Origin of the sequence: Variovorax gossypii (assembly GCF_003965815.1) — a bacterium.
GTDB lineage: Bacteria > Pseudomonadota > Gammaproteobacteria > Burkholderiales > Burkholderiaceae_C > Variovorax > Variovorax gossypii.
This window is the reverse complement of sequence record NZ_RXOE01000007.1, coordinates 106,043-128,532: the sequence shown is the minus strand read 5'-3', so window position 1 is coordinate 128,532 and position 22,490 is coordinate 106,043. Positions and strand designations below refer to the sequence as shown.

Below are 22,490 nucleotides of genomic sequence, written 5' to 3'. Positions count from 1 at the left end.
ACTTCCCATGCTCCACGGCTACATCCCGCCCCACCGCTTCCTGCCCTACCTGAGCTGGACCGAGATCGCCGCGCTGCCCGATCGCGAGAACACAGTCATCGTGCTGCCCTGCGGCGCCATCGAGCAGCACGGCCCGCACCTGCCGTGCTCGGTCGACAGCGTGATCTGCTCGGGCGTGATGGGCAAGGCGCTCGAGAAGCTGCCCGCAGAGGTGCGCGCCTTCGCGCTGCCGACCATCACCTACGGCAAGTCGGAAGAGCACCTGCACTTCCCCGGCACCATGACGCTGACCGGCACCACGCTGCTGTCGACCGTGATCGAGATCGGCGAGTCGGTCTACCGCTCGGGCTTTCGCAAGCTGCTGTTCGCCAACGGCCACGGCGGCCAGCCGCAGGTGCTGGAGATGGCGGCGCGCGAACTGCGCCTGCGCCACGGCGACTTCGTGGTGGTGCCGCACGGCGTGTCGCGCCTGCCCAGCGCTGCGAGCAAGCAGGTGAGCGAGCAGGAAAAGAAGCTCGCGATGCACGCAGGCCATTCCGAGACGGCGCTGATGCTCGCGCTGGCGCCCGAGACGGTGCACATGGAGCACGCGGTCGCCAACTTTCCACCGCCCTTCCCGATCAAGCTGCTGTCGGCCGACGGCCGTCCGGCCTGTGCATGGACCTCGCGCGACTTCGGCCCGAGCGGCGTGATCGGCGACCCGACCACCGCCACGCGCGAACAGGGCGAAGCCATCCTCGACACGCTCTCCGACAGCTGGGTGCAGGCGCTGACCGAGCTGCACGCGCTGCGCTGGGTAGTGCGCGAAGAAGCCACCTGGGAGCGCGGGCACCAGCAGGGCTTCGTGCAGCAGAGCTTCCAGCCGGCCTGAGCCCGGCCCGAGCCCGCTTCTTGCAACGGCCGCTTCTCCTTTTCTTTCTTCTTCAACTCCCCTGCCACGAGAGGTCCACTCCATGCGCTCCTTCGCACTGTCCATCGCCGGCGCCGCCGCCATCGCATTCCTCGCCGCCGCGCCCGCGCAGGCCGAGGACAAGTTCACCTACATGACCAACTGGTACGCGCAGGCCGAGCACGGCGGCTTCTACCAGGCCGTGGCGCAGGGCATCTACAAGAAGTACGGCCTCGACGTGACCATCAAGATGGGCGGCCCGCAGGTCAACATCACGCAGATGATGGCCGCCGGCCAGGCCGACTGCATCATGGGTTCGAGCGACATCCAGATGATGCAGGTGCGCGAAGGCGGCGTGCCGGTGGTCAACGTGGCGGCCTTCTTCCAGAAAGACCCGCAGGTGCTGATCGCGCACGAGGACGTGAAGAAGTTCGAGGACCTCAAGGGCAAAACGCTGCTGATCGGCGCGCAGGCGCAGCGCGGCTACTGGCCCTGGCTGAAGGCGAAGTTCGGCTTCACCGACGAGCAGACGCGGCCCTACACCTTCAACATCCAGCCCTTCGTTGCCGACAAGAACACCGCGCAGCAGGGCTACCTCACCTCCGAGCCCTACGCCATCCAGAAAGCCGGCGTGAAAAGCACCGTGCTGATGTTCAGCGACCACGGCTTCCCGGCCTACGCGACCACCGTGTCGTGCATGGAGAAGACCGTGAAGGACCGCAGCAAGCAGGTCGCCGCCTTCGTGAAGGCCTCGGCCGAGGGCTGGAAGAGCTACCTCGCCGACCCGGCGCCCGCCAATGCCCTCATCAAGAAGGACAACCCCAACATGACCGACGACCAGCTGGCCTACAGCGTGGCCAAGCTCAAGGAGATGGGGATGATCACCGGCGGCGACGCGGCCAAGCTCGGCATCGGCGTGATGACGGATGCGCGTGCCAAGGCGAGCTACGACTTCCTGGTGAGCGCGAAGTTGCTCGACCCGTCGAAGGTGGAGCTGGCGAAGACCTACACGACCGAGTTCGTCAAGGACGCGAAGGTCATTCCTTGATGCTCGCCCCCAGGCTGCGCGCACTTCGTGTCGCTTCGCCAACCCCCTACCGGGGGCAACACCTGCGGCCCGGCAAAGCCGGTTCCGCGGTGTTTCACGAAGAGGCCGCGACGCGCCATTGCGCATTTCTCACGCAGCTACGTATCGGAGAACTCAGATCGTGAATCGCATCGACCCTCACACGCTGGCGCCCCCGCCTGAACTCGCGCCCGCCGTGCCGGCAGTGGAAGTGCTCTCGGCCGAGAAGACGTACCCCAACGGCACGCAGGCGCTGCTGCCGGTGGACCTGTCCATCGCCGAGGGCGAGTTCGTCACCCTGCTCGGCCCCTCGGGCTGCGGCAAGAGCACGCTGCTGAAGATGGTGGCGGGCATGCTCGAGCCCAGCGACGGCCGCCTGCTGGTGTGGCGCAGGCCGGTGGCGCAGCTGCACGACTGCCCGCACAAGATGTCCTTCGTGTTCCAGTCGCCCACGCTGATGCCGTGGGCCAGCGTTCGCACCAACGTGCGGCTGCCGCTGGACCTGGCCGGCGTGCCGCGCAAGGAGGCCGATGCGCGGGTGATGGAATCGCTCGCGCTCGTGGGGCTCGAGAAGTTCGCCGACGCGCTGCCGCGCGCTCTCTCGGGCGGCATGCAGATGCGCGTGTCGATCGCGCGCGGCCTCGTCACGCAGCCCGACCTGCTGCTGATGGACGAGCCCTTCGGCGCGCTCGACGAGATCACGCGCCACAAGCTCGACGCCGACCTGCTGGAGCTGTGGCGCAAGAAGAAGCTCACGGTGATCTTCGTGACGCACTCGATCCACGAGGCTGTGTTCCTGTCGAGCCGGGTGGTGATGATGGCCGCGCGACCGGGCCGCGTGGTGGAGGAATTCCGCATCGACGAGCCCTATCCGCGCAGCGCGGACTTCATGGTCACGCCAGAGTTCGCGCGCCACGCCAAGCGGCTGCAGGACAGCCTGCTGCGCGCCAGCAGCACCGACGAGGAGGCCGCGCGATGACCGCCAAGGCCGTTCCCCTGCTGGGCCAGCCGCGCGTGCAGCGCGTGCTCTACCCCGTGCTGATCGGCGTGGTGCTGGTCGCGCTGTGGCAATGGATGGTGGTGGCCATGGAGCTGCCGCCCTACCTGGTGCCCTCTCCGTACCTGATGGTGCAGACGCTGGTGACCGACTGGGCGCCGCTGGGCAACGCGCTGCTGGTCACGCTGAAGATCACGGTGCTGTCGTTCCTGCTGGCCACGGTGGCGGGCGTGCTGATCTCGTTCCTGTTCGTGCAGAGCAAGCGCATCGAGACCGCGCTCTTCCCGTACGCGGTGCTGCTGCAGGTGACGCCGATCGTGGCGGTGGCGCCGCTCATCATCATCTGGGTGAAGAACCCGGTGGCGGCGATGACGGTGTGCGCGGCGCTGGTGGCGCTGTTCCCGATCATCAGCAACACCACGCTGGGCCTGCGCAGCATCGACCCCGACCTGCAGAGCTACTTCAAGCTCAACCGTGCCACGCGCTGGCAGCAGCTGGTGCGGCTGCGCATTCCGAGCGCGCTGCCCTACTTCTTCGGCGGACTGCGCATCTCCAGCGGCCTCGCGCTCATCGGCGCGGTGGTGGCGGAGTTCGTCGCGGGCACGGGCGGCTCCGGCGCGGGGCTGGCCTACCAGATCCTGCAGGCGGGCTTCCAGCTGAACATTCCACGCATGTTCGCGGCCCTGCTGCTCATCTCCCTCACCGGTGTCGCGCTCTTCGTGCTGATGGCCTGGCTCACGAAGCTGGCGCTGGGCTCGTGGCATGCGAGCGAACTTTCCCAGGATTGAACCTTGACCATGAACGCTCCTGTTTCCGCCATCGAGCAGCTGTTGCTCGAACTGCCAGACCTCGACTGGATCACCGACGAAAGCCGCGTCACGCGGCTGTCCTCCGACTTCTCGTGGTTCAGCCCGGTGCTCGTGCGCCAGCTGAAGGACAAGCGCGCCGACGTCGTCGTGCGCCCGCGCACCGAGGAAGAGATCCGCGCGGTGGTCGGCGCCTGCGCGCGCCGCTGCGTGCCGATCACCATCCGCGGCAGCGGCACCGGCAACTACGGCCAGACCACGCCGCTGGCCGGCGGCGTGGTGCTGGACATGACGGGCTACAACACCTGCCTATGGGTGCGCCCCGGCGTGGCGCGCGCGCAGGCCGGCATCCGGCTCGGCGAGCTCGAGAAGCAGACGAAGCCCACGGGGCAGGAGCTGCGCTGCGTGCCCTCCACCTACCGCAGTGCGACGCTGGGCGGCCTGTTCGGCGGCGGCTTCGGCGGCGTGGGCTCCATCAACTACGGGCCGCTGGGAGCGCCGGGCAACGTGATCGGCATCCGCGCGATGACCATCGAGGCCGAGCCTCAGGTGGTCGAACTTCGTGGTGCCGAGGCGATGCGCATGCACCACCTGTGGGGCACCAACGGCCTCGTGCTGGAGCTGGAGATCGCGCTGGCACCCGCGCATCCGTGGCTCGAGACGCTGGTGACCTTCGGCGACTTCGAGAGCGCGCTGAACTTCGCCGACAAGCTCGCGCACGCGCCGGGCATCGTGAAGCGCGGCGTCACCTTCTTCGCGGCACCGATCTCCGACCATCTGGCGCAACTGGCCGCGCATCTGCCGAAGGGCTGCCACACGGTGCTGTCGCTGGTGGCCGAATCGTGCGAGCCCGCGTTGCTGCAGCTGGTGGAAGCGCACGGTGGCACCGTGAGCTACCGCAAGACGGCCGAAGAGGTGCAGAAGAGCAACCGCACGCTGATGGAATTCACCTGGAACCACACGACGCTGCATGCGCTGAAGATCGACCCCAACCTGACCTACCTGCAGAGCGGCTTCATTCCCGGCAGGCACGTCGAGCAGGTCATCGAGATGGAGAAGCTGCTGGGCGGTGAGAACGGCGAGGTGATGATGCACATCGAGTTCCTGCGCAACGTGGCCGGCCTCATGACCTGCAGCGGGCTGCAGCTGGTGCGCTTCAGCACCGAGGAGCGGCTGCAGGAGATCATGCGCATCCACCGTGAGCACAGCGTGCACATCAACAACCCGCACGTGAACATCGTCGAAGACGGCAAGGCTGGCGGGCCGCTGCCGCCGGAAGTCATCGAGGTGAAGAAGCGCTTCGACCCGCTGGGCCTGCTGAACCCGGGCAAGCTGCGCGACTGGCCGGTGAAGGCTCTGCCTGCGGCAGCCTGAGGCTCAGCGACTGCGGCGGCCTTGTACCCGGGCCACCGCCACGATGGCCATGGCCAGCAGCCACAACGGCCAGAGGCCGAAGGGCGCCACCCAGCGCGCAAAGGGCGTGAGGCCGCGGCGGCCTTCCACGCTGGCTTCGAGCACGCCGCGCGTGAGGCGCGGCAACTCGTGCGTCACACGGCCCTGGGCGTCGATCACGACGGTCGCGCCGGTGTTGGTGGAGCGCACCATCGGCCGGGCGAATTCGAGCGCGCGCATGCGCGAGATCGACAGGTGTTCGTCGATGGCGACGGTGTCGCCGAACCACGCGATGTTGCTCACGTTGAGCAGGATGGTGGGCGCCGTGGCCTCGTCGCGGAAGTTCGCGCCGATTTCGTCGCCGAACAAATCCTCGTAGCAGATGTTCGGCGCGATGCGCTGGCCCTGCCATACGAAGGGCGCCTGCGCGAGGCCGCCGCGCGCGAAGTCGCCCAGCGGGATGTTCATCATCTGGATGAACCAGCGGAAGCCCGGCGGAATGAATTCGCCGAAGGGCACCAGGTGGTGCTTGCTGTAGACGTAGGGCTGCGCGTCGCCGGGGCGGAAGCCGAGCATCGAGTTGCTGTAGGTGCCCTGTCCGCCAAGGGGCAGGCCGACGATGGCCGCCTGCGTGCCCTGGCTGTAGCGCGCGCGTATCGCGTCGAGATAGCCGCCCGGCAGTTGCACGGGCAGCAGCGGCAATGCGGTCTCGGGCGTGACGACGAGCGAGGCCTTGGCATCGCGCAGCTGTTCGCCGTACCAGCGAAGCGCGGTCTCGATGCCGCCGCCGGGAATGAACTTCTCGTCCTGCGGGATGTTGCCCTGCAGGAGAGCGACGTTCAGGCTGCCGGTGGTGCCCTTCGCACCCTGCACCTCTTCGCGAAGCGCGGGCACGAGATTCGGCACTGCGAACACCAGCGCGACCAGCACCACGACCTGCACGGCTTCGGCAATGCGAAGCGGGCGATGGTGCAGCACGATCAGCGCGACGACCAGCGCAGCAGCCGCGCCGATGCCGTACACGCCCACCCATGGCGCGAGCGCCGCGAGCGGCCCTTCGACATGCGCATAGCCGCCCGCGCCCCATGGGAAGCCCGTGAACCAGCTGCCGCGCACCAGCTCCGCGAGCGTCCAGAGCGCGGCGAAGACCACTGCACCTGTCACGCGTCCCTCGGGTCCGCGCACGACGAACCATGCCGCTGCGATGGCGTAGTAAAGGCCCAGCGCAGCCGCCAGCGCGAGCACGGCGATGGCCGCAAGCGGCGCAGGCAGGCCGCCATAGGTGTGCATCGAGATGAAGAGCCACCAGAAGCTGCCTGTGAGCCAGGCGGTGGAGAACAGCCAGCCATGCAGGCCGGCGCGACGCCAGCCGGCACCCTGCGCGCGCAGGCCGTCGAGCAGCCAGACGAAGGCGCCGAGCGACAGCAGCTGCAGCCACCACAGCGGCTTGCCGCCCGCGGGCGAAGCCATGGACAGCGCCTGGGCGAGCCCGGCGGCGACGAAGCCGAGCGGGCGAAACAGGGAGGCGAGGGAGGAAGCCTGCGCGCGAGCCATCAGTCGGCCGCGTCGCCGCCGCGTGCCGGGGACACCTTGAACCAGCGCACGGCGCCGCCCTTGGTGTGCAGCACGACGAAGTCGAAACCGCCGATCGCGTGGTGCTCGCCGCGCTTGGGCACATGGCCCATCTCGTGCGCGATCAGGCCGCCGATGGTGTCGAAGTCTTCGCTGAGCTGCTCTTCGTCGAACACGATGCCGAAGGCCTCGGCGACGCGCTCGATGGGCGTGTCGCCCGAGACGCGGTAGGTGTGGTCGGCGAGGCCGAAGATGTCGCCCTCGTCCTCGGCGATGTCGAACTCGTCCTCGATCTCGCCCACGATCTGCTCGAGCACATCCTCGATGGTGATGAGGCCTGCGACGCGGCCGAACTCGTCGATGACGATGGCCAGGTGGTTGCGGTTGCCGCGGAACTCGCGCAGCAGGTCGTTCAGGCCCTTGCTCTCGGGAACGAAGGTGGCCGGGCGCAGCAGCGCGCGGATGTTCAGGCCCGGCGCTCGCTGCAGCTTGAGCAGGTCCTTCGCGAGCAGGATGCCGATGATGTTTTCCTTCTCGCCCTCGTACACCGGGAAGCGCGAGTGCGCGGTGTCGATGACGAGGTGCAGCAACGCGTCGAAGGGCGCGTCGATGTTCACCAGGTCCATGCGCGGCGCGGCGACCATCACGTCGCCGGCGGTCATGTCGGCCATGCGCAGCACGCCCTCGAGCATCACGCGCGACTCCGCGCCGATCACCTCGTTGTCCTCGGCGTCAGCCAGGGTTTCGATCAGTTCGTCGCGCGAGTCAGGGCCGGGGTGGATGAATTCGGCGAGTTTCTGGAGAAAGCTGCGCTTGTCTTCCCGTTCGACGGGAGCGCGTTCAGGGTGAGGGTCGGCCACTGCGGGAGGGCGGAGTTGAGGAGGAACAAGGATACCGGATTGCGTGTGACACGCTCTACCGGGCAATTCCGGCGAGGGTAAGCACGCAGGCGCCGCCAGGGCGCCGGCGGCTTACTGGGCCGACTTCTTGCGCGCGTCGCGCATGCCGCTGCGCACTTCCTGCAGGCTGGCCAGGAAGGCCCAGAACTGCTTGGCGCGGGTCTTGAGCGCGTAGTCGACGGCGGCGTAGTGCTCCAGTGCGATCTCGCTCATGCGGCTGTCGAAGGTGGCGCTGGGCAGTTCGAGGTGGGCTTCGGCTTCGGCGCCGCTGCGCACCACGGTGGCGCCTGCGTTGCGGGCGATCTTCAGCATGGCGGCGTTCTCGCTCAGCGCATGGATGAAGAGCATGCCCACGCCTTCGTTGCGCGCCACGACCACTGCGCGCTCGAACAGGCGGGCGCCGTAGCCGCGGCCGCGGGCATGGGCCGAGACCGACACGCCGAACTCGGCGCAGTCGCTGTGCTGGTCGCCGGGAGCGAAGGCCAGGTGCGCCATCGCGATCAGGTCGAGGCGGCGGTTGTAGATGCCGAAGAGCTCGTCGCGTTCGAAGTCGAGGCTGTCGACGTAGCGCTGGATCTGCTCGTCGGCCGCCGCGTAGCCAAAGCGCAGGTAGCGATCGTGCGGGGTGAGGTCGAGCAGGTGGCGGGCGATGCGCTCGCGTTCGCGCGGGCCGATCGAGCGGATCGGCACCATCACCGGTTGAGGCGCGCTGACGGCGCGTGGTTGCGCCTCAACCATCGGCGCTTTCAGGAAAGAGCCAATGCCGAGAGACGCTTTGAGAAGGGTCTTGGCGGTAAGCATGGCTCAAATATAAGGGTTTCCCCTTAAACAACAAGTTCGCAAGGTCAATCACGGGACACATTTGTGACCCAGTGCCAGACCGCGACCAGACCCTGTGGCTCTCGCGCAACCGAAATGTAGCTAAACGGGCACAGCTGTTGTGGCTTTGACACGGTCGAGCACGAAGCTGGTCTTGCAGTCTTCCACGCTGGGGTGCTTGAGCAGGGTGTCCATGATGAAGCGGCTGTAGTGAGCCATGTCGGCCACCACCACGCGCAGCAGGTAGTCCATGTCGCCAGTCAGGGCGGCGCACTCGACGACCTCGGGCCAGGTCTGCACACTGGCCCGGAACAGGTCCATGGGGTTGCGCTTGTGGGTCTCGGTGTGCTTTTCGAGCCGCACGTTGAGGTAGGCGGTCAGGCCCAGGCCGATTGCTTCGGGCTGGACCAGCGCCACGTAGCGGTCGATCACGCGGTGTTCCTCGAGCCGCTTGACCCGCCGCAGCACCGCGCTGGGCGACAGGCTCACCTGCTCGGCGATCTGGTCGTAGGTTGCGCGGCCGTCTGCTTGCAGCGTGCGCAAAATCAGCCTATCAATCTTGTCCAGTGCTTCCATTTCGTCATTCTTGCAGTTTTACCGCGTGATGACCACCATGGGCGCGTGGAAACGCAGAAAACCTGAGAGGCATCCACCCTACATTGCATGACCGGCCGATTTCGCGCCTTGTTCATTCAATCCAATCAATCCCCACCTCTACCGGAGACCGCACATGAGCCAAGCCGACGCACCCGCCTTCACTCCCTGGGAGAACCCCATGGGCACCGACGGCTTCGAATTCATCGAATACGCGGCACCCGATCCGGTTGCCATGGGCAAGGTATTCGAGCGCATGGGCTTCAAGGCCGTGGCCAAGCACCGCCACAAGAACGTGCTGCTTTATCGCCAGGGCACGATCAATTTCATCCTGAATGCGGAGCCCGACTCGTTCGCGCAGAAATTCGCCCGCGAGCATGGCCCGAGCGTGTGCGCCATTGCCTTCCGCGTGCAGGATGCCAAGCAGGCCTATGAACGCGCCACGGCGCTGGGCGCATGGGGCTTCGCCGACAAGGCCGGCCCCGGCGAGCTGAACATTCCCGCCATCAAGGGCATCGGCGACAGCCTGATCTACCTGGTGGACCGCTGGCCTGGCAAGAACGGAGCGAAGCCCGGTGACATCGGCAACATCGGCTTCTACGACGTCGACTTCGAGGCTCTGCCCGGCGTGTCCCCGGAACAGGCGCTTTCGCCGTTCGGCAACGGCCTGACCTACATCGACCACCTGACGCACAACGTGTACCGCGGCCGGATGAACGTCTGGGCCGGCTTCTACGAGAAGCTCTTCAACTTCCGCGAGATCAAGTACTTCGACATCGAAGGCCAGGTTACGGGCGTGAAGAGCAAGGCCATGACCAGCCCCTGCGGCAAGATCCGCATCCCGATCAACGAGGAAGGCAAGGAGCAGGCGGGCCAGATCCAGGAATATCTGGACATGTACAAGGGCGAAGGCATCCAGCACATCGCCATGGGCTCGGACGACCTGTACCAGACGGTCGACGCGCTGCGCGCCAACGGCGTGACGCTGCTGGACACCATCGACACCTACTACGAACTGGTCGACAAGCGCATCCCGGGCCACGGCGAAAGCGTGGAAGCGCTGCACAAGCGCAAGATCCTGATCGACGGCAAGAAGGATGCCCTGCTGTTGCAGATCTTCAGCGAGAACCAGCTCGGCCCGATCTTCTTCGAGTTCATCCAGCGCAAGGGCGACGACGGCTTCGGCAACGGCAACTTCAAGGCGCTGTTCGAGAGCATCGAGCTCGACCAGATGCGCCGCGGCGTGCTGAGCGCCGCAAAATAAGGGCCCCTTCCCTTATTTACCTGCTTCTGGAGCACGCATGCGCAGCTGTACGCCTTCGATCGGTTTGACCTTCATTGCGGCGGCTGCCGCCGTTCTTTCGGGTTGCGCGATGGCGCCCGCGGCCGCGCCGGCGGCCGGCGCCTCGCACCTGGACACGGTGCAGAAGGCAGCGGTGCTGCGCATCTGCACGCCGGGCGACTACAAGCCCTTCAGCTTCCAGAAGACCGACGGCAGCTTCGAGGGCATCGACGTCGACCTGATGGCGGGCTTCAGCGCCAGCCTTGGCGCGAAGCCCGAGTGGGTCAAGACCACCTGGGCCAACCTGCTGCCCGACCTGACCGCCGGCAAGTGCGACATCGCCGTGGGCGGCGTGTCGGTCACCACCGACCGCCAGAAGCGCGCCTTCTTCAGCGCGCCCTACATGGTCAATGGCAAGACGCCCATCGCGCGCTGCGCCGACGTGGCCAAGTACCAGAGCGTGGCGGCCATCGATAAGCCGTCGGTGCGCGTCATCTTCAACCCGGGCGGCAGCAACGAGCGCTTCGCCCGCGCCAACTTCAAGCAGGCCAAGCTCACGCTGCACGGCGAGAACGTGACGATCTTCGACGAGATCCTCGCCAACCGCGCCGACGTGTTCGTCACCGAGGCGGCAGAGGCCATCACGCAGCAGAAGCTCAAGCCGGGCCTGTGCGCGGTCAACCCCGACAAGCCGCTGCAGTACGGCGAAATGGCCTGGATGCTGCCGCGCGACGACGTGGCCTTCAAGTCGTACGTCGACCAATGGCTGCACCTGCAGCAGGCCGGCGGCGACTTCCAGCGGACGATGGACCGCTGGCTCAAGTAAGCAACGAAGCAACTCAAGACCGATCTCGATGGAAACCCCTGCAGCTGTCGTCACTCCCGCCGTCTACGGTGCCTCGGACCGCCCGCCCCGCGGCGACTATTCGCGCGGCGGCGCGGTGCTGGCCGACTACACCTGCCCGCAGGATTGGGCCAGCTACACGCCGGCCGATCACGACACGTACCGCCGGCTCTACGAGCGCCAGGTGGCACAACTGCCGGGGCTGGCCTGCGACGCCTTCATCAAGGCGCTGCCCTCGCTGGGCGTGAAGGACCGCATCCCGCGCTTCGACGAGCTCAACGAGCGACTGCACCGCGCGACGGGCTGGGAGATCGTGGCGGTGCCGGGGCTGATTCCGGAGCTGCCTTTCTTCACGCTGCTCGCGAACCGCAAGTTTCCGGTGACGGACTGGATCCGCAAGCCCGAGGAGTTCGACTACATCGTCGAGCCCGACGTGTTCCACGACCTGTTCGGCCATGTGCCGATGCTGTTCGACCCGACCTTCGCCGACTACGTGCAGCGCTATGGGCAGGGCGGCATCAAGGCGCACGATCTTGGTGCCGGCGAGAAGCTGGCGCGGCTCTACTGGTACACGGTGGAGTTCGGGCTGATCCGCCAGCCGGACGGCCTGCGCGCCTATGGCGCCGGCATCCTTAGCTCGGTGGGCGAGCTGAAGCACGCGGTGCTCAGCGACGAGCCGCGGCGGCTGCCGCTCGATCTGCTGCGCACCATGCGCACGCGCTACAAGATCGACACCTACCAGGCCAACTACTTCGTGATCGACAGTTTCAAGCAGCTGTTCGACCTCACGGAGCCCGACTTCACGCCGCTGTACGAGTCGCTGGAGGTCGCGACCGACATCGAGGCCGGGGTGCTGCTGCCGGGCGAATCGGGCAAGGCCTGAATTTCCGAAGGGTTGCTCTGCGCCCTCTTCGCTGCGCGCAGCTATCGCGCGCGCGACAGCACGCGCCCTTCCCCTAGGACAAGCCCGCTGGTCGCGGAGGCAAAGTGCCTTCCACAATCCGCGCCAAAGGAGCTTGCATGCAGACCACATCTTCCGCGCGACAGAACTATCCGGCCGGCGTGCCGCACGAGATTCATCCGGAGCAGTACCGCTCGTTGCCCCAGATGTTCGACGAGGCTTTCGCCCGTTATGCCGACCGGCCTTTCTCGGTCTGCATGGAGCGCTGGATGTCCTACGGCGAGCTCGACACCCTGTCGAAGGCGCTGGGCGCCTGGCTGCAGTCGCGCGGACTCGAACCCGGTGCACGAGTGGCGATCATGCTGCCCAACATTCCGCAGTTCGCGGTCACCATGTGCGGCGTGCTGCGCGCGGGGTACACCTGCGTCAACGTCAACCCGCTGTACACGGCGCGCGAACTCGAGCACCAGCTGAAAGACTCCGGCGCGACGGCCATCGTCATCCTCGAGAACTTCGCGGCCACGCTCGAGAAGGTGATCGAGCGCACGCCGGTGAAGCACGTGGTCATGACCTCGATGGGCGATCTGCTCGGCGGCTTGTACGGAGCATGGATCACGGTGGCCGTGCGGCACCTCGCGAAGCTGGTGCCTGCCTACAAGCTGCCGCTGAGCGACGGGCGCAGCGTGACGCCCTTCAATCAGGCCATCTCGGAGGGACGCGGCCGCACGCTGGAACCGGACCAAAGTACCCTCGATTCCATTGCCTTCCTGCAATACACGGGCGGTACGACCGGCTTGTCGAAGGGCGCGGTGCTGACCCACCGCAACATCGTCGCGGCCACCCTGCAGGCCGAGGCATGGTTCACGCCGGCGCTGTCGCGTGCCGGCGATCTGGCGAAGGTCAACAGCATCGCGGCGCTGCCGCTGTATCACATCTTCGCGCTGACGCTGTGCCTGCTGGTGATCCGCCAGGGCTCGCACATGACGCTGATTCCCAACCCGCGCGACTTCAACAAGTTCATCGCGGTGCTGAAGAAGCGGCCCTTCCACATGCTGCCCGCGGTGAACACCTTGTTCAATGCGTTGCTGATGCATCCGGACTTCAAGTCGATCGACTTCTCGACGCTGTTCGTCTCGCAGGCAGGCGGCATGGCGGCCTCCGAAGGCACGGCGCGCAAGTGGTTCGAGGCCACCGGCTGTCCGATGATCGAAGGCTGGGGCATGAGCGAGACCTGTGCGATCGGCACGAACAACCCGGTGTCGAACACGAAGTTCACCGGGACGATCGGCCTGCCGCTGCCCAGCATCGAGATCGCGATCAAGGATGACGAGGGAAATTCGCTGCCGGACGGCCAGCCCGGGGAGCTCTGCATCAAGGGGCCGAACGTGATGACGGGCTATTACAACCAGCCGGTGGAAACCGCCGCTGCGTTCACGCCCGACGGCTTCATGCGCACCGGCGACATCGCCGTGATGCAGGAAGACGGCTACAGCCGCATCGTCGACCGCAAGAAGGACATGATCCTGGTCAGTGGCTTCAACGTGTTCCCGAACGAGCTCGAGAACGTGATCTCGCTGTGCCCGGGTGTCGTGGAATGCGCCGCGGTGGGCGTGCCCGACGAGAAGCAGGGCGAAGCCATCAAGGTCTTCGTGGTCCGCAGGGATCCGACGCTGACCGAGGATGCGGTGCTGCAGTACTGCCATTCGCAGCTGACCGGCTACAAGCGGCCCAAGCACATCGAGTTCAGGGAATCGCTGCCGAAGACCAATGTCGGGAAGATCCTGCGCCGCGAACTTCGCGTCAGCGCGAGCGCCTGAACGATGAGCCATTCGTCGGCGAGCGCCGGGCTGCCGGCGAATGTCGTCGTTTTCGAGCGAGGCTGGCTCTCGTCGAACAATGTGCTGTTCGTGGGCGGCGAAGAGACAGCCATCGTCGATACGGGGTATGCGACGCATGCGGAGCAGACGGTCGCCCTTATCGAGTCGGTGCTTGGCGGCAGACCGCTCGATCGCATCCTGAATACGCATTTGCACAGCGACCACTGCGGAGGGAACGCGGCACTGCAAGCACGTTACCCGTCAGTTCGTACTGATATCCCGCCAGGCGAAGCTGCGTTCGTCGAAAGCTGGGATCAGCAAGGCTTGAGTTTCCTGGCGACTGGGCAGACATGTCCGCGATTCGGCTTCACCGGGCTGCTGCGGCCGGGGAGCGAGTGCGTGCTCGGGGACAGGCCGTGGCAAGTGCATGCCGCACCGGGACACGATCCTCACTCGATCATTCTGTTCGAGCCTGAGACGCAGACGTTGATTTCTGCGGACGCCCTGTGGGAAAACGGCTTCGGCATTGCGTTTCCCGAACTGGCCGGAGAGCCTTCGTTCGACGACGTGGGGGCCACTTTGGATCTGATCGCGGAGCTTGCACCGCGGCGGGTGATTCCGGGGCACGGCGCCGTGTTCGATAACGTCGACCTGGCTTTGTCTGTTGCACGTCGACGCCTCGATGGCTTGCGACGCGATCCGGTCAAGCATGCGCGGCACGCCATCAAGGTGCTGATGAAGTTCAAGCTGCTGGAAGTGCAGTCGATCTCCGGTGCGGATTGGGAGACCTGGCTGCGAGGCACTGCTTATCTGGATGCAATTCGGTCGCGTTTTTTCGGCGAGATCGAATTGGATCGGTTGACCGGAGACATCTTGGCGGAATTGATTGCCGCAGGCGCAGCCGAGGCAAATAGCACAGGCCTGCACAACCTTTAGCTGCTTCTCGGTATTTTCCGTTTCCGCGACTGCAAAGCAAAACCCCCAGCCGGTGTACGACTGGGGGTTTCTGGGCTGTAAGAGCCTGACGATGACCTACTTTCACACGGGAACCCGCACTATCATCGGCGCTGAGTCGTTTCACTGTCCTGTTCGGGATGGGAAGGAGTGGGACCAACTCGCTATGGTCATCAGGCATAAAGGGTTGTCTGACTGATCACTTGATCAATCAAACGAATTCATAGAGTTTGGAATCAGCTTTGGCGAATTGTTTTGAATGCGTCAACTTGGCATAACACCTTGATCTGACTGATCAAAGTTATAGGGTCAAGCCGCACGAGCAATTAGTATCAGTTAGCTTAACGCATTACTGCGCTTCCACACCTGACCTATCAACGTCCTGGTCTTGAACGACTCTTCAGGGGGCTCAAGGCCCCGGCAGATCTCATCTTGAAACGAGTTTCCCGCTTAGATGCTTTCAGCGGTTATCTCTTCCACACTTAGCTACTCGGCAATGCCACTGGCGTGACAACCGATACACCAGAGGTGTGTCCACTCCGGTCCTCTCGTACTAGGAGCAGGCTTCCTCAAATCTGCAGCGCCCACGGAAGATAGGGACCAAACTGTCTCACGACGTTTTAAACCCAGCTCACGTACCTCTTTAAATGGCGAACAGCCATACCCTTGGGACCGGCTACAGCCCCAGGATGAGATGAGCCGACATCGAGGTGCCAAACACCGCCGTCGATATGAACTCTTGGGCGGTATCAGCCTGTTATCCCCAGAGTACCTTTTATCCGTTGAGCGATGGCCCTTCCATACAGAACCACCGGATCACTATGTCCTGCTTTCGCATCTGCTCGACTTGTCAGTCTCGCAGTTAAGCACGCTTATGCCATTGCACTATCGTCACGATGTCCGACCGTAACTAGCGTACCTTCGAACTCCTCCGTTACGCTTTGGGAGGAGACCGCCCCAGTCAAACTGCCTACCATGCACTGTCCCCGATCCAGATAATGGACCTAGGTTAGAACCTCAAACACACCAGGGTGGTATTTCAACGTTGGCTCCACAAGATCTAGCGACCCTGCTTCAAAGCCTCCCACCTATCCTACACAGATCTGTTCAAAGTCCAATACAAAGCTACAGTAAAGGTTCATGGGGTCTTTCCGTCTTTCCGCGGGGAGATTGCATCATCACAAACATTTCAACTTCGCTGAGTCTCAGGAGGAGACAGTGTGGCCATCGTTACGCCATTCGTGCAGGTCGGAACTTACCCGACAAGGAATTTCGCTACCTTAGGACCGTTATAGTTACGGCCGCCGTTTACTGGGACTTCAATCAAGAGCTTGCACCCCATCATTTAATCTTCCAGCACCGGGCAGGCGTCACACCCTATACGTCCACTTTCGTGTTTGCAGAGTGCTGTGTTTTTAATAAACAGTCGCAGCCACCGATTTTTTGCAACCCATTCATGCTCCGTTGTTCACTTCACACTAATAGGGCACACCTTCTTCCGAAGTTACGGTGTCAATTTGCCGAGTTCCTTCTCCTGAGTTCTCTCAAGCGCCTTAGAATACTCATCTCGCGCACCAGTGTCGGTTTGCGGTACGGTCGTGTGTAGCTGAAGCTTAGTGGCTTTTCCTGGAACCTCGTTCAGTCACTTCACCAGCAAGCTGGCTCGATCGTTGGCCTCGGTATATGTGCACCGGATTTGCCTAATGCACGCCTACATCCAACTAAACCGGGATATCCAACACCCGGATGACCTATTAAGATCCGTCCCCACATCGCACTACACATCGGTACAGGAATATTGACCTGTTTCCCATCAGCTACGCATCTCTGCCTCGCCTTAGGGGCCGACTCACTCTACGCCGATGAACGTTGCGTAGAAAACCTTGCGCTTACGGCGAGGGGGCTTTTCACCCCCTTTAACGCTACTCATGTCAGCATTCGCACTTCTGATACCTCCAGCACGCTTTACAACGCACCTTCACAGGCTTACAGAACGCTCTCCTACCACTTGCAATAAATTGCAAATCCGCAGCTTCGGTAACTGGCTTAGCCCCGTTACATCTTCCGCGCAGGACGACTCGATCAGTGAGCTATTACGCTTTCTTTAAATGATGGCTGCTTCTAAGCCAACATCCTGACTGTTTTAGCCTTCCCACTTCGTTTCCCACTTAGCCAATTTTAGGGACCTTAGCTGGCGGTCTGGGTTGTTTCCCTCTTGAGTCCGGACGTTAGCACCCGGTGCTCTGTCTCCCAAGCTGTACTCTTCGGTATTCGGAGTTTGCCTTGGTTTGGTAAGTCGCCATGACCCCCTAGCCAAAACAGTGCTCTACCCCCGAAGGTAATACTTGAGGCACTACCTAAATAGTTTTCGGAGAGAACCAGCTATTTCCAAGTTTGTTTAGCCTTTCACCCCTATCCACAGCTCATCCGCTAGTTTTGCAACACTAGTCGGTTCGGACCTCCAGTACCTGTTACGGCACCTTCATCCTGGCCATGGATAGATCACTTGGTTTCGGGTCTACACCCAGCGACTGATCGCCCTATTCGGACTCGATTTCTCTACGGCTTCCCTATTCGGTTAACCTTGCCACTGAATGTAAGTCGCTGACCCATTATACAAAAGGTACGCAGTCACCCTTGCGGGCTCCTACTTTTTGTAAGCACGCGGTTTCAGGATCTATTTCACTCCCCTCCCGGGGTTCTTTTCGCCTTTCCCTCACGGTACTAGTTCACTATCGGTCAATGATGAGTATTTAGCCTTGGAGGATGGTCCCCCCATATTCAGACAGGATTTCTCGTGTCCCGCCCTACTTGTCGTTAGCTCAGTACCACACAGGTCATTTCACGTACGGGGCTATCACCCGCTATGGCCAGCCTTTCCAAGCTGTTCCGTTATGTCTTGTGCTATCACTAACAGGCTTCTCCGATTTCGCTCGCCACTACTTTCGGAATCTCGGTTGATGTCTTTTCCTCGAGCTACTGAGATGTTTCAGTTCACCCGGTTCGCCTCGCATGACTATGTATTCATCATGCGATACCTTTCGGTGGGTTTCCCCATTCGGAAATCTCCGGATCAAAGCTAATTTGCCAGCTCCCCGAAGCTTATCGCAGGCTATCACGTCCTTCGTCGCCTATCATTGCCAAGGCATCCACCACGTGCTCTTATTCACTTGACCCTATAACTTTGACGTTTCCTCACGGAAACCAAAGTCAATCAAGGAATTGCCAGGTCTTTCACCTGACGCGTTATGCCGTCTTCAAAAATCGATTTGATTCGAAATTGAAGTTTCTTTTGACGCAATCAAAAATTCTTGCCGCTGATGGCACGGTCCGCACTAAACCTTTACGAATGTGCGGTTTCCATCAGCAGCGCTGATTCGACTCTATGAATTTTTAAAGAACAGCCGATTGATCAAGAGATCCTGATCAACAACAAAGAAGCCTCATGCTTTCGCAGGAAGCCGCTTTGGTGTTGAATAAGCATCGAGTTGTTGGTGGAGGATGACGGGATCGAACCGACGACCCCCTGCTTGCAAAGCAGGTGCTCTCCCAGCTGAGCTAATCCCCCTCAAACTCTCACACGAGATATCAGAAGATTTGGTGGGTCTAGTTGGGCTCGAACCAACGACCCCCGCCTTATCAAGACGGTGCTCTAACCAGCTGAGCTACAGACCCATTCGCCGATCATCTTCACATCGAAGACAACCGACTTCTTCCAACAACCGATAAGTGTGGGCGTTTAAATTAAATTGCCTGTTTCCAGAAAGGAGGTGATCCAGCCGCACCTTCCGATACGGCTACCTTGTTACGACTTCACCCCAGTCACGAACCCTGCCGTGGTAATCGCCCTCCTTGCGGTTAAGCTAACTACTTCTGGCAGAACCCGCTCCCATGGTGTGACGGGCGGTGTGTACAAGACCCGGGAACGTATTCACCGTGACATTCTGATCCACGATTACTAGCGATTCCGACTTCACGCAGTCGAGTTGCAGACTGCGATCCGGACTACGACTGGTTTTATGGGATTAGCTCCCCCTCGCGGGTTGGCAACCCTTTGTACCAGCCATTGTATGACGTGTGTAGCCCCACCTATAAGGGCCATGAGGACTTGACGTCATCCCCACCTTCCTCCGGTTTGTCACCGGCAGTCTCATTAGAGTGCCCAACTGAATGTAGCAACTAATGACAAGGGTTGCGCTCGTTGCGGGACTTAACCCAACATCTCACGACACGAGCTGACGACAGCCATGCAGCACCTGTGTTACGGCTCTCTTTCGAGCACTAAGCCATCTCTGGCAAATTCCGTACATGTCAAAGGTGGGTAAGGTTTTTCGCGTTGCATCGAATTAAACCACATCATCCACCGCTTGTGCGGGTCCCCGTCAATTCCTTTGAGTTTCAACCTTGCGGCCGTACTCCCCAGGCGGTCAACTTCACGCGTTAGCTTCGTTACTGAGTCAGTGAAGACCCAACAACCAGTTGACATCGTTTAGGGCGTGGACTACCAGGGTATCTAATCCTGTTTGCTCCCCACGCTTTCGTGCATGAGCGTCAGTACAGGCCCAGGGGATTGCCTTCGCCATCGGTGTTCCTCCGCATATCTACGCATTTCACTGCTACACGCGGAATTCCATCCCCCTCTGCCGTACTCCAGCGATGCAGTCACAGATGCAGTTCCCAGGTTGAGCCCGGGGATTTCACAACTGTCTTACATCACCGCCTGCGCACGCTTTACGCCCAGTAATTCCGATTAACGCTTGCACCCTACGTATTACCGCGGCTGCTGGCACGTAGTTAGCCGGTGCTTATTCTTACGGTACCGTCATTAGCCCTCTTTATTAGAAAAGGCCGTTTCGTTCCGTACAAAAGCAGTTTACAACCCGAAGGCCTTCATCCTGCACGCGGCATGGCTGGATCAGGCTTGCGCCCATTGTCCAAAATTCCCCACTGCTGCCTCCCGTAGGAGTCTGGGCCGTGTCTCAGTCCCAGTGTGGCTGGTCGTCCTCTCAGACCAGCTACAGATCGAAGGCTTGGTGAGCCTTTACCTCACCAACTACCTAATCTGCCATCGGCCGCTCCATTCGCGCAAGGCCTTGCGGTCCCCTGCTTTCATCCGTAGATCGTATGCGGTATTAGCACAGCTTTCGCTGCGTTATCCCCCACGATTGGGCACGTTCCGATGTATTACTCACCCGTTCGCCACTCGCCGCCAGGATTGCTCCCGCGCTGCCGTTCGACTTGCATGTGTAAGGCATGCCGCCAGCGTTCAATCTGAGCCAGGATCAAACTCTATAGTTCGATCTTGATTTTTGCGCCCCATCTCGCGATGAAGCAAAACTCACAAAAACGGAATTGAAGTGAACTTCACTTCTATTCTCATGAGCGTTTTTAAGTCTTGCGACTTGTTCCGAAGAACTTGTGCAATTACCTTCAAACGCCCACGCTTATCGGCTGTAATTTTTTAACGATCACCGAAGCAACTTGTCGTTTACTTCGTTTGCTTGCTGCGATCAGCGAAGCCTTGTAGTCTAGCACGATTTTTAAAGAATCGCCAAACTTTTTTCGCTTTCCATTTCTTCGTTATTCACAGCTCACAACTTTCATTGTCAGCCGCCGAAGTCATTTCAGCGGAGCCTTGTAGTCTAGCACGATTTTTTCAAATCTCACCAAACTTTCTTGGCTTTTCGCTTCAGCCAACTTCTTTCGCAACCCACGACTTTCACCGCAAGTCGCTGAAGCAGTTCGTTTCAGCGAAGCCTTCGATTATGCACCGTTTTTTCAAACCGCGTCAACTTTCGAAGACTTTTTCTTCACCCCTCCAACCACCTCCGAAGAGACCGGCTGGACCCGAACACCAGAGGTATTCAGCAGCGAAGCCCACGAGTATATGACAGATTTTGAGGCTCCGTCCACTCTTGAGCACTTTTTTGCGCGGAGGCTCTACACCTCCCCCTCATAAATGACGAAAGCCGCCCGAGGGCGGCTTTCGTCATTCAGCGAGACGCTACTTATTAGTAGTAGCGCGAGCTGTTCATGCGACGCATGGCTTCGTACAGCGTGGGCATGCGCACTTCCTGCGAACGGGCGCTCATGCGGGCCAGCGCATCGATCTTGGCAGCTTCAACGGCCGGGACAGTGCCTTCAGATTGCTGGCGCCACATCGCGGCCTGCAGATCCTGCATCACGCGCGGATCGTTCTTGGCGGTTTCCAGGAAGCGGGCATCGGCACGGGCAGCAGCGCGGCGTTGTGCGGCAGCGCGCCAGGCGGTGCCGATGGCACCCTGGCTGATCGAACCTGCGAACAGCGCGAACAGGCCGATGGCCGCGACGCAGAACACGGTCCAGACAGCGAGCAGGCCGCCGTCGTTCCAGTTGGAAACGAGCGATTCGGTCACCACCAGGACAGCCGCCGCGATGGCGATGATCAGCAGGGCGATGAGCGGGCGGGCGCCATTGGCACCTGCGCGGGCGGCCTGGATCTGGCCGAACAGGACTTCGGCGCGACGTACGCCGGGGTGGACGGTAGGTTGGTCAACGTGAACGAAGCTGGTCATGATGCATCCCTCCTGGGACAGTGGTAATCAGTGGTGGCGAACAAGGCCGATGGGGTGATATTAGGGCTTACCCTAGTGTTTATCCACTTTATCTTTCTGATGTTTATCATTCACAAGACTGATGGACGTCAACTTTCGCACGCTAGACCTCAACCTGCTCCGCGTCTTCGACGAGGTGATGGCAGAACGCAACCTCACGCGCGCCGCCCGCAACCTGTCGATCACACAGCCGGCGGTAAGCAACGCACTGCGACGCCTGCGCGAGGTTCTTGGAGATGAGCTGGTGCGCCGCTCGGGCGCCGGCGTGGAGCCCACGCCGCGGGCGCTCGCCCTCTGGCCGACCGTACGGGACTCCCTGCGCCAGCTGCAGCACACGCTGGCCCCCGGTGAGTTCGATGCCGGCGTCGCCGACACCACTTTCCTGCTGGCGATGGCCGACGCCACCGCGGCCGAGCTCATTCCGGGCCTGGTCCAGATCGCCGAACAGGAAGCTCCCGCCATTTCGCTGCGCGTGCTGCCGCTGACCACGCGCGATCCGCGCCGCATGCTGGAACAGGAAGAAGTCGACATGGCCGTCGGCTACTTCCCGGCGGTGATCGCGAGCCTCGCGGCGCGGGGGCAGTCGGGGGTGGGGGTGCCGTTCGAGACCCAGCGGCTCTACCTGGGTCAATATGTATGCGTGATGCGACGGGGCCATCCGCTGGCCAATGCGCCCCTCACGCTGGACGACTACTGCGCCGCCCGTCACCTGCTGGTGAGCTTCTCGGGGCGGCCCTACGGCTTCATCGACCAGACGCTGGGCGCCATGGGGCGCGAGCGGCGGATCGTGGTGACGGTGAACCAGTTCTTCACGGCGGGCCGGGTGGTCGCCAATTCAGACCTGCTGACCGTGCTGCCTCGTCACTTCGTGACCGTGACCGGCATCGACGACCAGCTGGTGCTGCGCGACCTGCCCTTCGATCAGCCCCCGGTGCACGTCGACGCCATCTGGCACCGGCGCGCCCAGCACGGGCACTCGCACGAATGGCTGCGCAATGCGCTGCTGCGCTCGGCGGCCGCGGCTTTCGCCGGGTCGGTCCTCGGGCAGAAAGTGCCCGGCTGACC

General features: G+C 62.2%; 16 protein-coding genes, 2 tRNA genes and 3 rRNA genes. 11 read left to right on the top strand and 10 right to left on the bottom strand.

Features of this window, described 5'->3' with window-relative positions:
* Positions 1–7: 7 nt before the first annotated feature.
* The 5 genes from EJP69_RS22860 (at position 8) to EJP69_RS22840 (ending at position 5,132) form a co-directional block, all read left to right on the top strand.
* Complete coding sequence (locus tag EJP69_RS22860) at positions 8–871, top strand: creatininase family protein (RefSeq protein WP_093205998.1); 864 nt, start codon at positions 8–10, stop codon at positions 869–871.
* An 82-nt stretch (positions 872–953) separates the two neighbouring features.
* Positions 954–1,937 (top strand): ABC transporter substrate-binding protein, encoded by a 984-nt coding sequence (locus tag EJP69_RS22855; RefSeq protein ID WP_126472606.1) that lies wholly within the window; start codon positions 954–956, stop codon positions 1,935–1,937.
* Between the two features lie 160 nt (positions 1,938–2,097).
* The gene (locus EJP69_RS22850; RefSeq protein WP_093206002.1) at positions 2,098–2,934 is read left to right on the top strand and encodes an ABC transporter ATP-binding protein; all 837 of its coding nucleotides are present in this window, start codon (positions 2,098–2,100) and stop codon (positions 2,932–2,934) included.
* On the top strand, positions 2,931–3,740 hold the full coding sequence (locus tag EJP69_RS22845; protein ID WP_093304720.1) for an ABC transporter permease: 810 nt from the start codon (positions 2,931–2,933) through the stop codon (positions 3,738–3,740). The genes EJP69_RS22850 and EJP69_RS22845 overlap by 4 nt, the downstream gene beginning before the upstream one ends.
* Positions 3,741–3,749: 9 nt before the next feature.
* A complete protein-coding gene (locus EJP69_RS22840) occupies positions 3,750–5,132 on the top strand; it encodes an FAD-binding oxidoreductase (RefSeq protein WP_126472605.1) in 1,383 nt (460 codons plus the stop codon).
* Between the two features lie 3 nt (positions 5,133–5,135).
* On the opposite strand, the gene lnt is transcribed toward EJP69_RS22840, so the two are convergent.
* The 4 genes from lnt to EJP69_RS22820 all read right to left on the bottom strand — a co-directional run bounded on the left by lnt (position 5,136) and on the right by EJP69_RS22820 (position 9,016).
* Positions 5,136–6,704, bottom strand: a complete 1,569-nt coding sequence (gene lnt, locus EJP69_RS22835; protein ID WP_126472604.1) for an apolipoprotein N-acyltransferase — start codon at positions 6,702–6,704, stop codon at positions 5,136–5,138.
* Entirely contained in the window at positions 6,704–7,582 is an 879-nt protein-coding gene (locus EJP69_RS22830; protein ID WP_093206010.1) for an HlyC/CorC family transporter, read from the bottom strand. The genes lnt and EJP69_RS22830 overlap by 1 nt, the downstream gene beginning before the upstream one ends.
* A 111-nt stretch (positions 7,583–7,693) precedes the next feature.
* A complete protein-coding gene (locus EJP69_RS22825) occupies positions 7,694–8,422 on the bottom strand; it encodes a GNAT family N-acetyltransferase (protein ID WP_093206012.1) in 729 nt (242 codons plus the stop codon).
* Positions 8,423–8,542: 120 nt separating this feature from the next.
* Complete coding sequence (locus tag EJP69_RS22820) at positions 8,543–9,016, bottom strand: Lrp/AsnC family transcriptional regulator (protein ID WP_093206014.1); 474 nt, start codon at positions 9,014–9,016, stop codon at positions 8,543–8,545.
* Positions 9,017–9,170: 154 nt separating this feature from the next.
* Between EJP69_RS22820 and hppD the strand changes: the two genes are divergently transcribed.
* The 5 genes from hppD (at position 9,171) to EJP69_RS22795 (ending at position 14,814) form a co-directional block, all read left to right on the top strand.
* A complete protein-coding gene (hppD, locus tag EJP69_RS22815) occupies positions 9,171–10,298 on the top strand; it encodes a 4-hydroxyphenylpyruvate dioxygenase (protein ID WP_126472603.1) in 1,128 nt (375 codons plus the stop codon).
* A 37-nt stretch (positions 10,299–10,335) separates the two neighbouring features.
* Entirely contained in the window at positions 10,336–11,142 is an 807-nt protein-coding gene (locus EJP69_RS22810) for a transporter substrate-binding domain-containing protein (RefSeq protein WP_126472602.1), read from the top strand.
* Between the two features lie 28 nt (positions 11,143–11,170).
* The gene (gene phhA / locus EJP69_RS22805) at positions 11,171–12,043 is read left to right on the top strand and encodes a phenylalanine 4-monooxygenase (RefSeq protein WP_126472601.1); all 873 of its coding nucleotides are present in this window, start codon (positions 11,171–11,173) and stop codon (positions 12,041–12,043) included.
* A gap of 137 nt (positions 12,044–12,180) precedes the next feature.
* On the top strand, positions 12,181–13,878 hold the full coding sequence (locus EJP69_RS22800) for an AMP-binding protein (RefSeq protein ID WP_126472600.1): 1,698 nt from the start codon (positions 12,181–12,183) through the stop codon (positions 13,876–13,878).
* Between the two features lie 3 nt (positions 13,879–13,881).
* On the top strand, positions 13,882–14,814 hold the full coding sequence (locus EJP69_RS22795) for an MBL fold metallo-hydrolase (protein ID WP_126472599.1): 933 nt from the start codon (positions 13,882–13,884) through the stop codon (positions 14,812–14,814).
* An 83-nt stretch (positions 14,815–14,897) separates the two neighbouring features.
* Here EJP69_RS22795 and rrf read toward each other — a convergent pair.
* The 6 genes from rrf to EJP69_RS22765 form a co-directional block, all read right to left on the bottom strand.
* Positions 14,898–15,010, bottom strand: a 5S ribosomal RNA gene (rrf, locus tag EJP69_RS22790).
* Positions 15,011–15,137: 127 nt separating this feature from the next.
* Positions 15,138–18,008: ribosomal RNA gene (locus tag EJP69_RS22785) — 23S ribosomal RNA — on the bottom strand.
* Between the two features lie 316 nt (positions 18,009–18,324).
* A tRNA-Ala gene (locus EJP69_RS22780) sits at positions 18,325–18,400 on the bottom strand.
* Between the two features lie 30 nt (positions 18,401–18,430).
* Positions 18,431–18,507: transfer RNA gene (locus EJP69_RS22775), tRNA-Ile, on the bottom strand.
* Positions 18,508–18,595: 88 nt separating this feature from the next.
* A 16S ribosomal RNA gene (locus tag EJP69_RS22770) occupies positions 18,596–20,130 on the bottom strand.
* The 16S, 23S and 5S rRNA genes sit together here with 2 tRNA genes alongside, the layout of an rRNA operon.
* A 713-nt stretch (positions 20,131–20,843) precedes the next feature.
* Complete coding sequence (locus EJP69_RS22765; RefSeq protein ID WP_126472598.1) at positions 20,844–21,386, bottom strand: hypothetical protein; 543 nt, start codon at positions 21,384–21,386, stop codon at positions 20,844–20,846.
* 121 nt (positions 21,387–21,507) lie between these two features.
* Here EJP69_RS22765 and EJP69_RS22760 point away from each other — a divergent pair, with 121 nt between their 5' ends.
* Positions 21,508–22,488 (top strand): LysR family transcriptional regulator, encoded by a 981-nt coding sequence (locus EJP69_RS22760; protein ID WP_093195622.1) that lies wholly within the window; start codon positions 21,508–21,510, stop codon positions 22,486–22,488.
* The last annotated feature ends 2 nt before the right edge of the window (positions 22,489–22,490 follow it).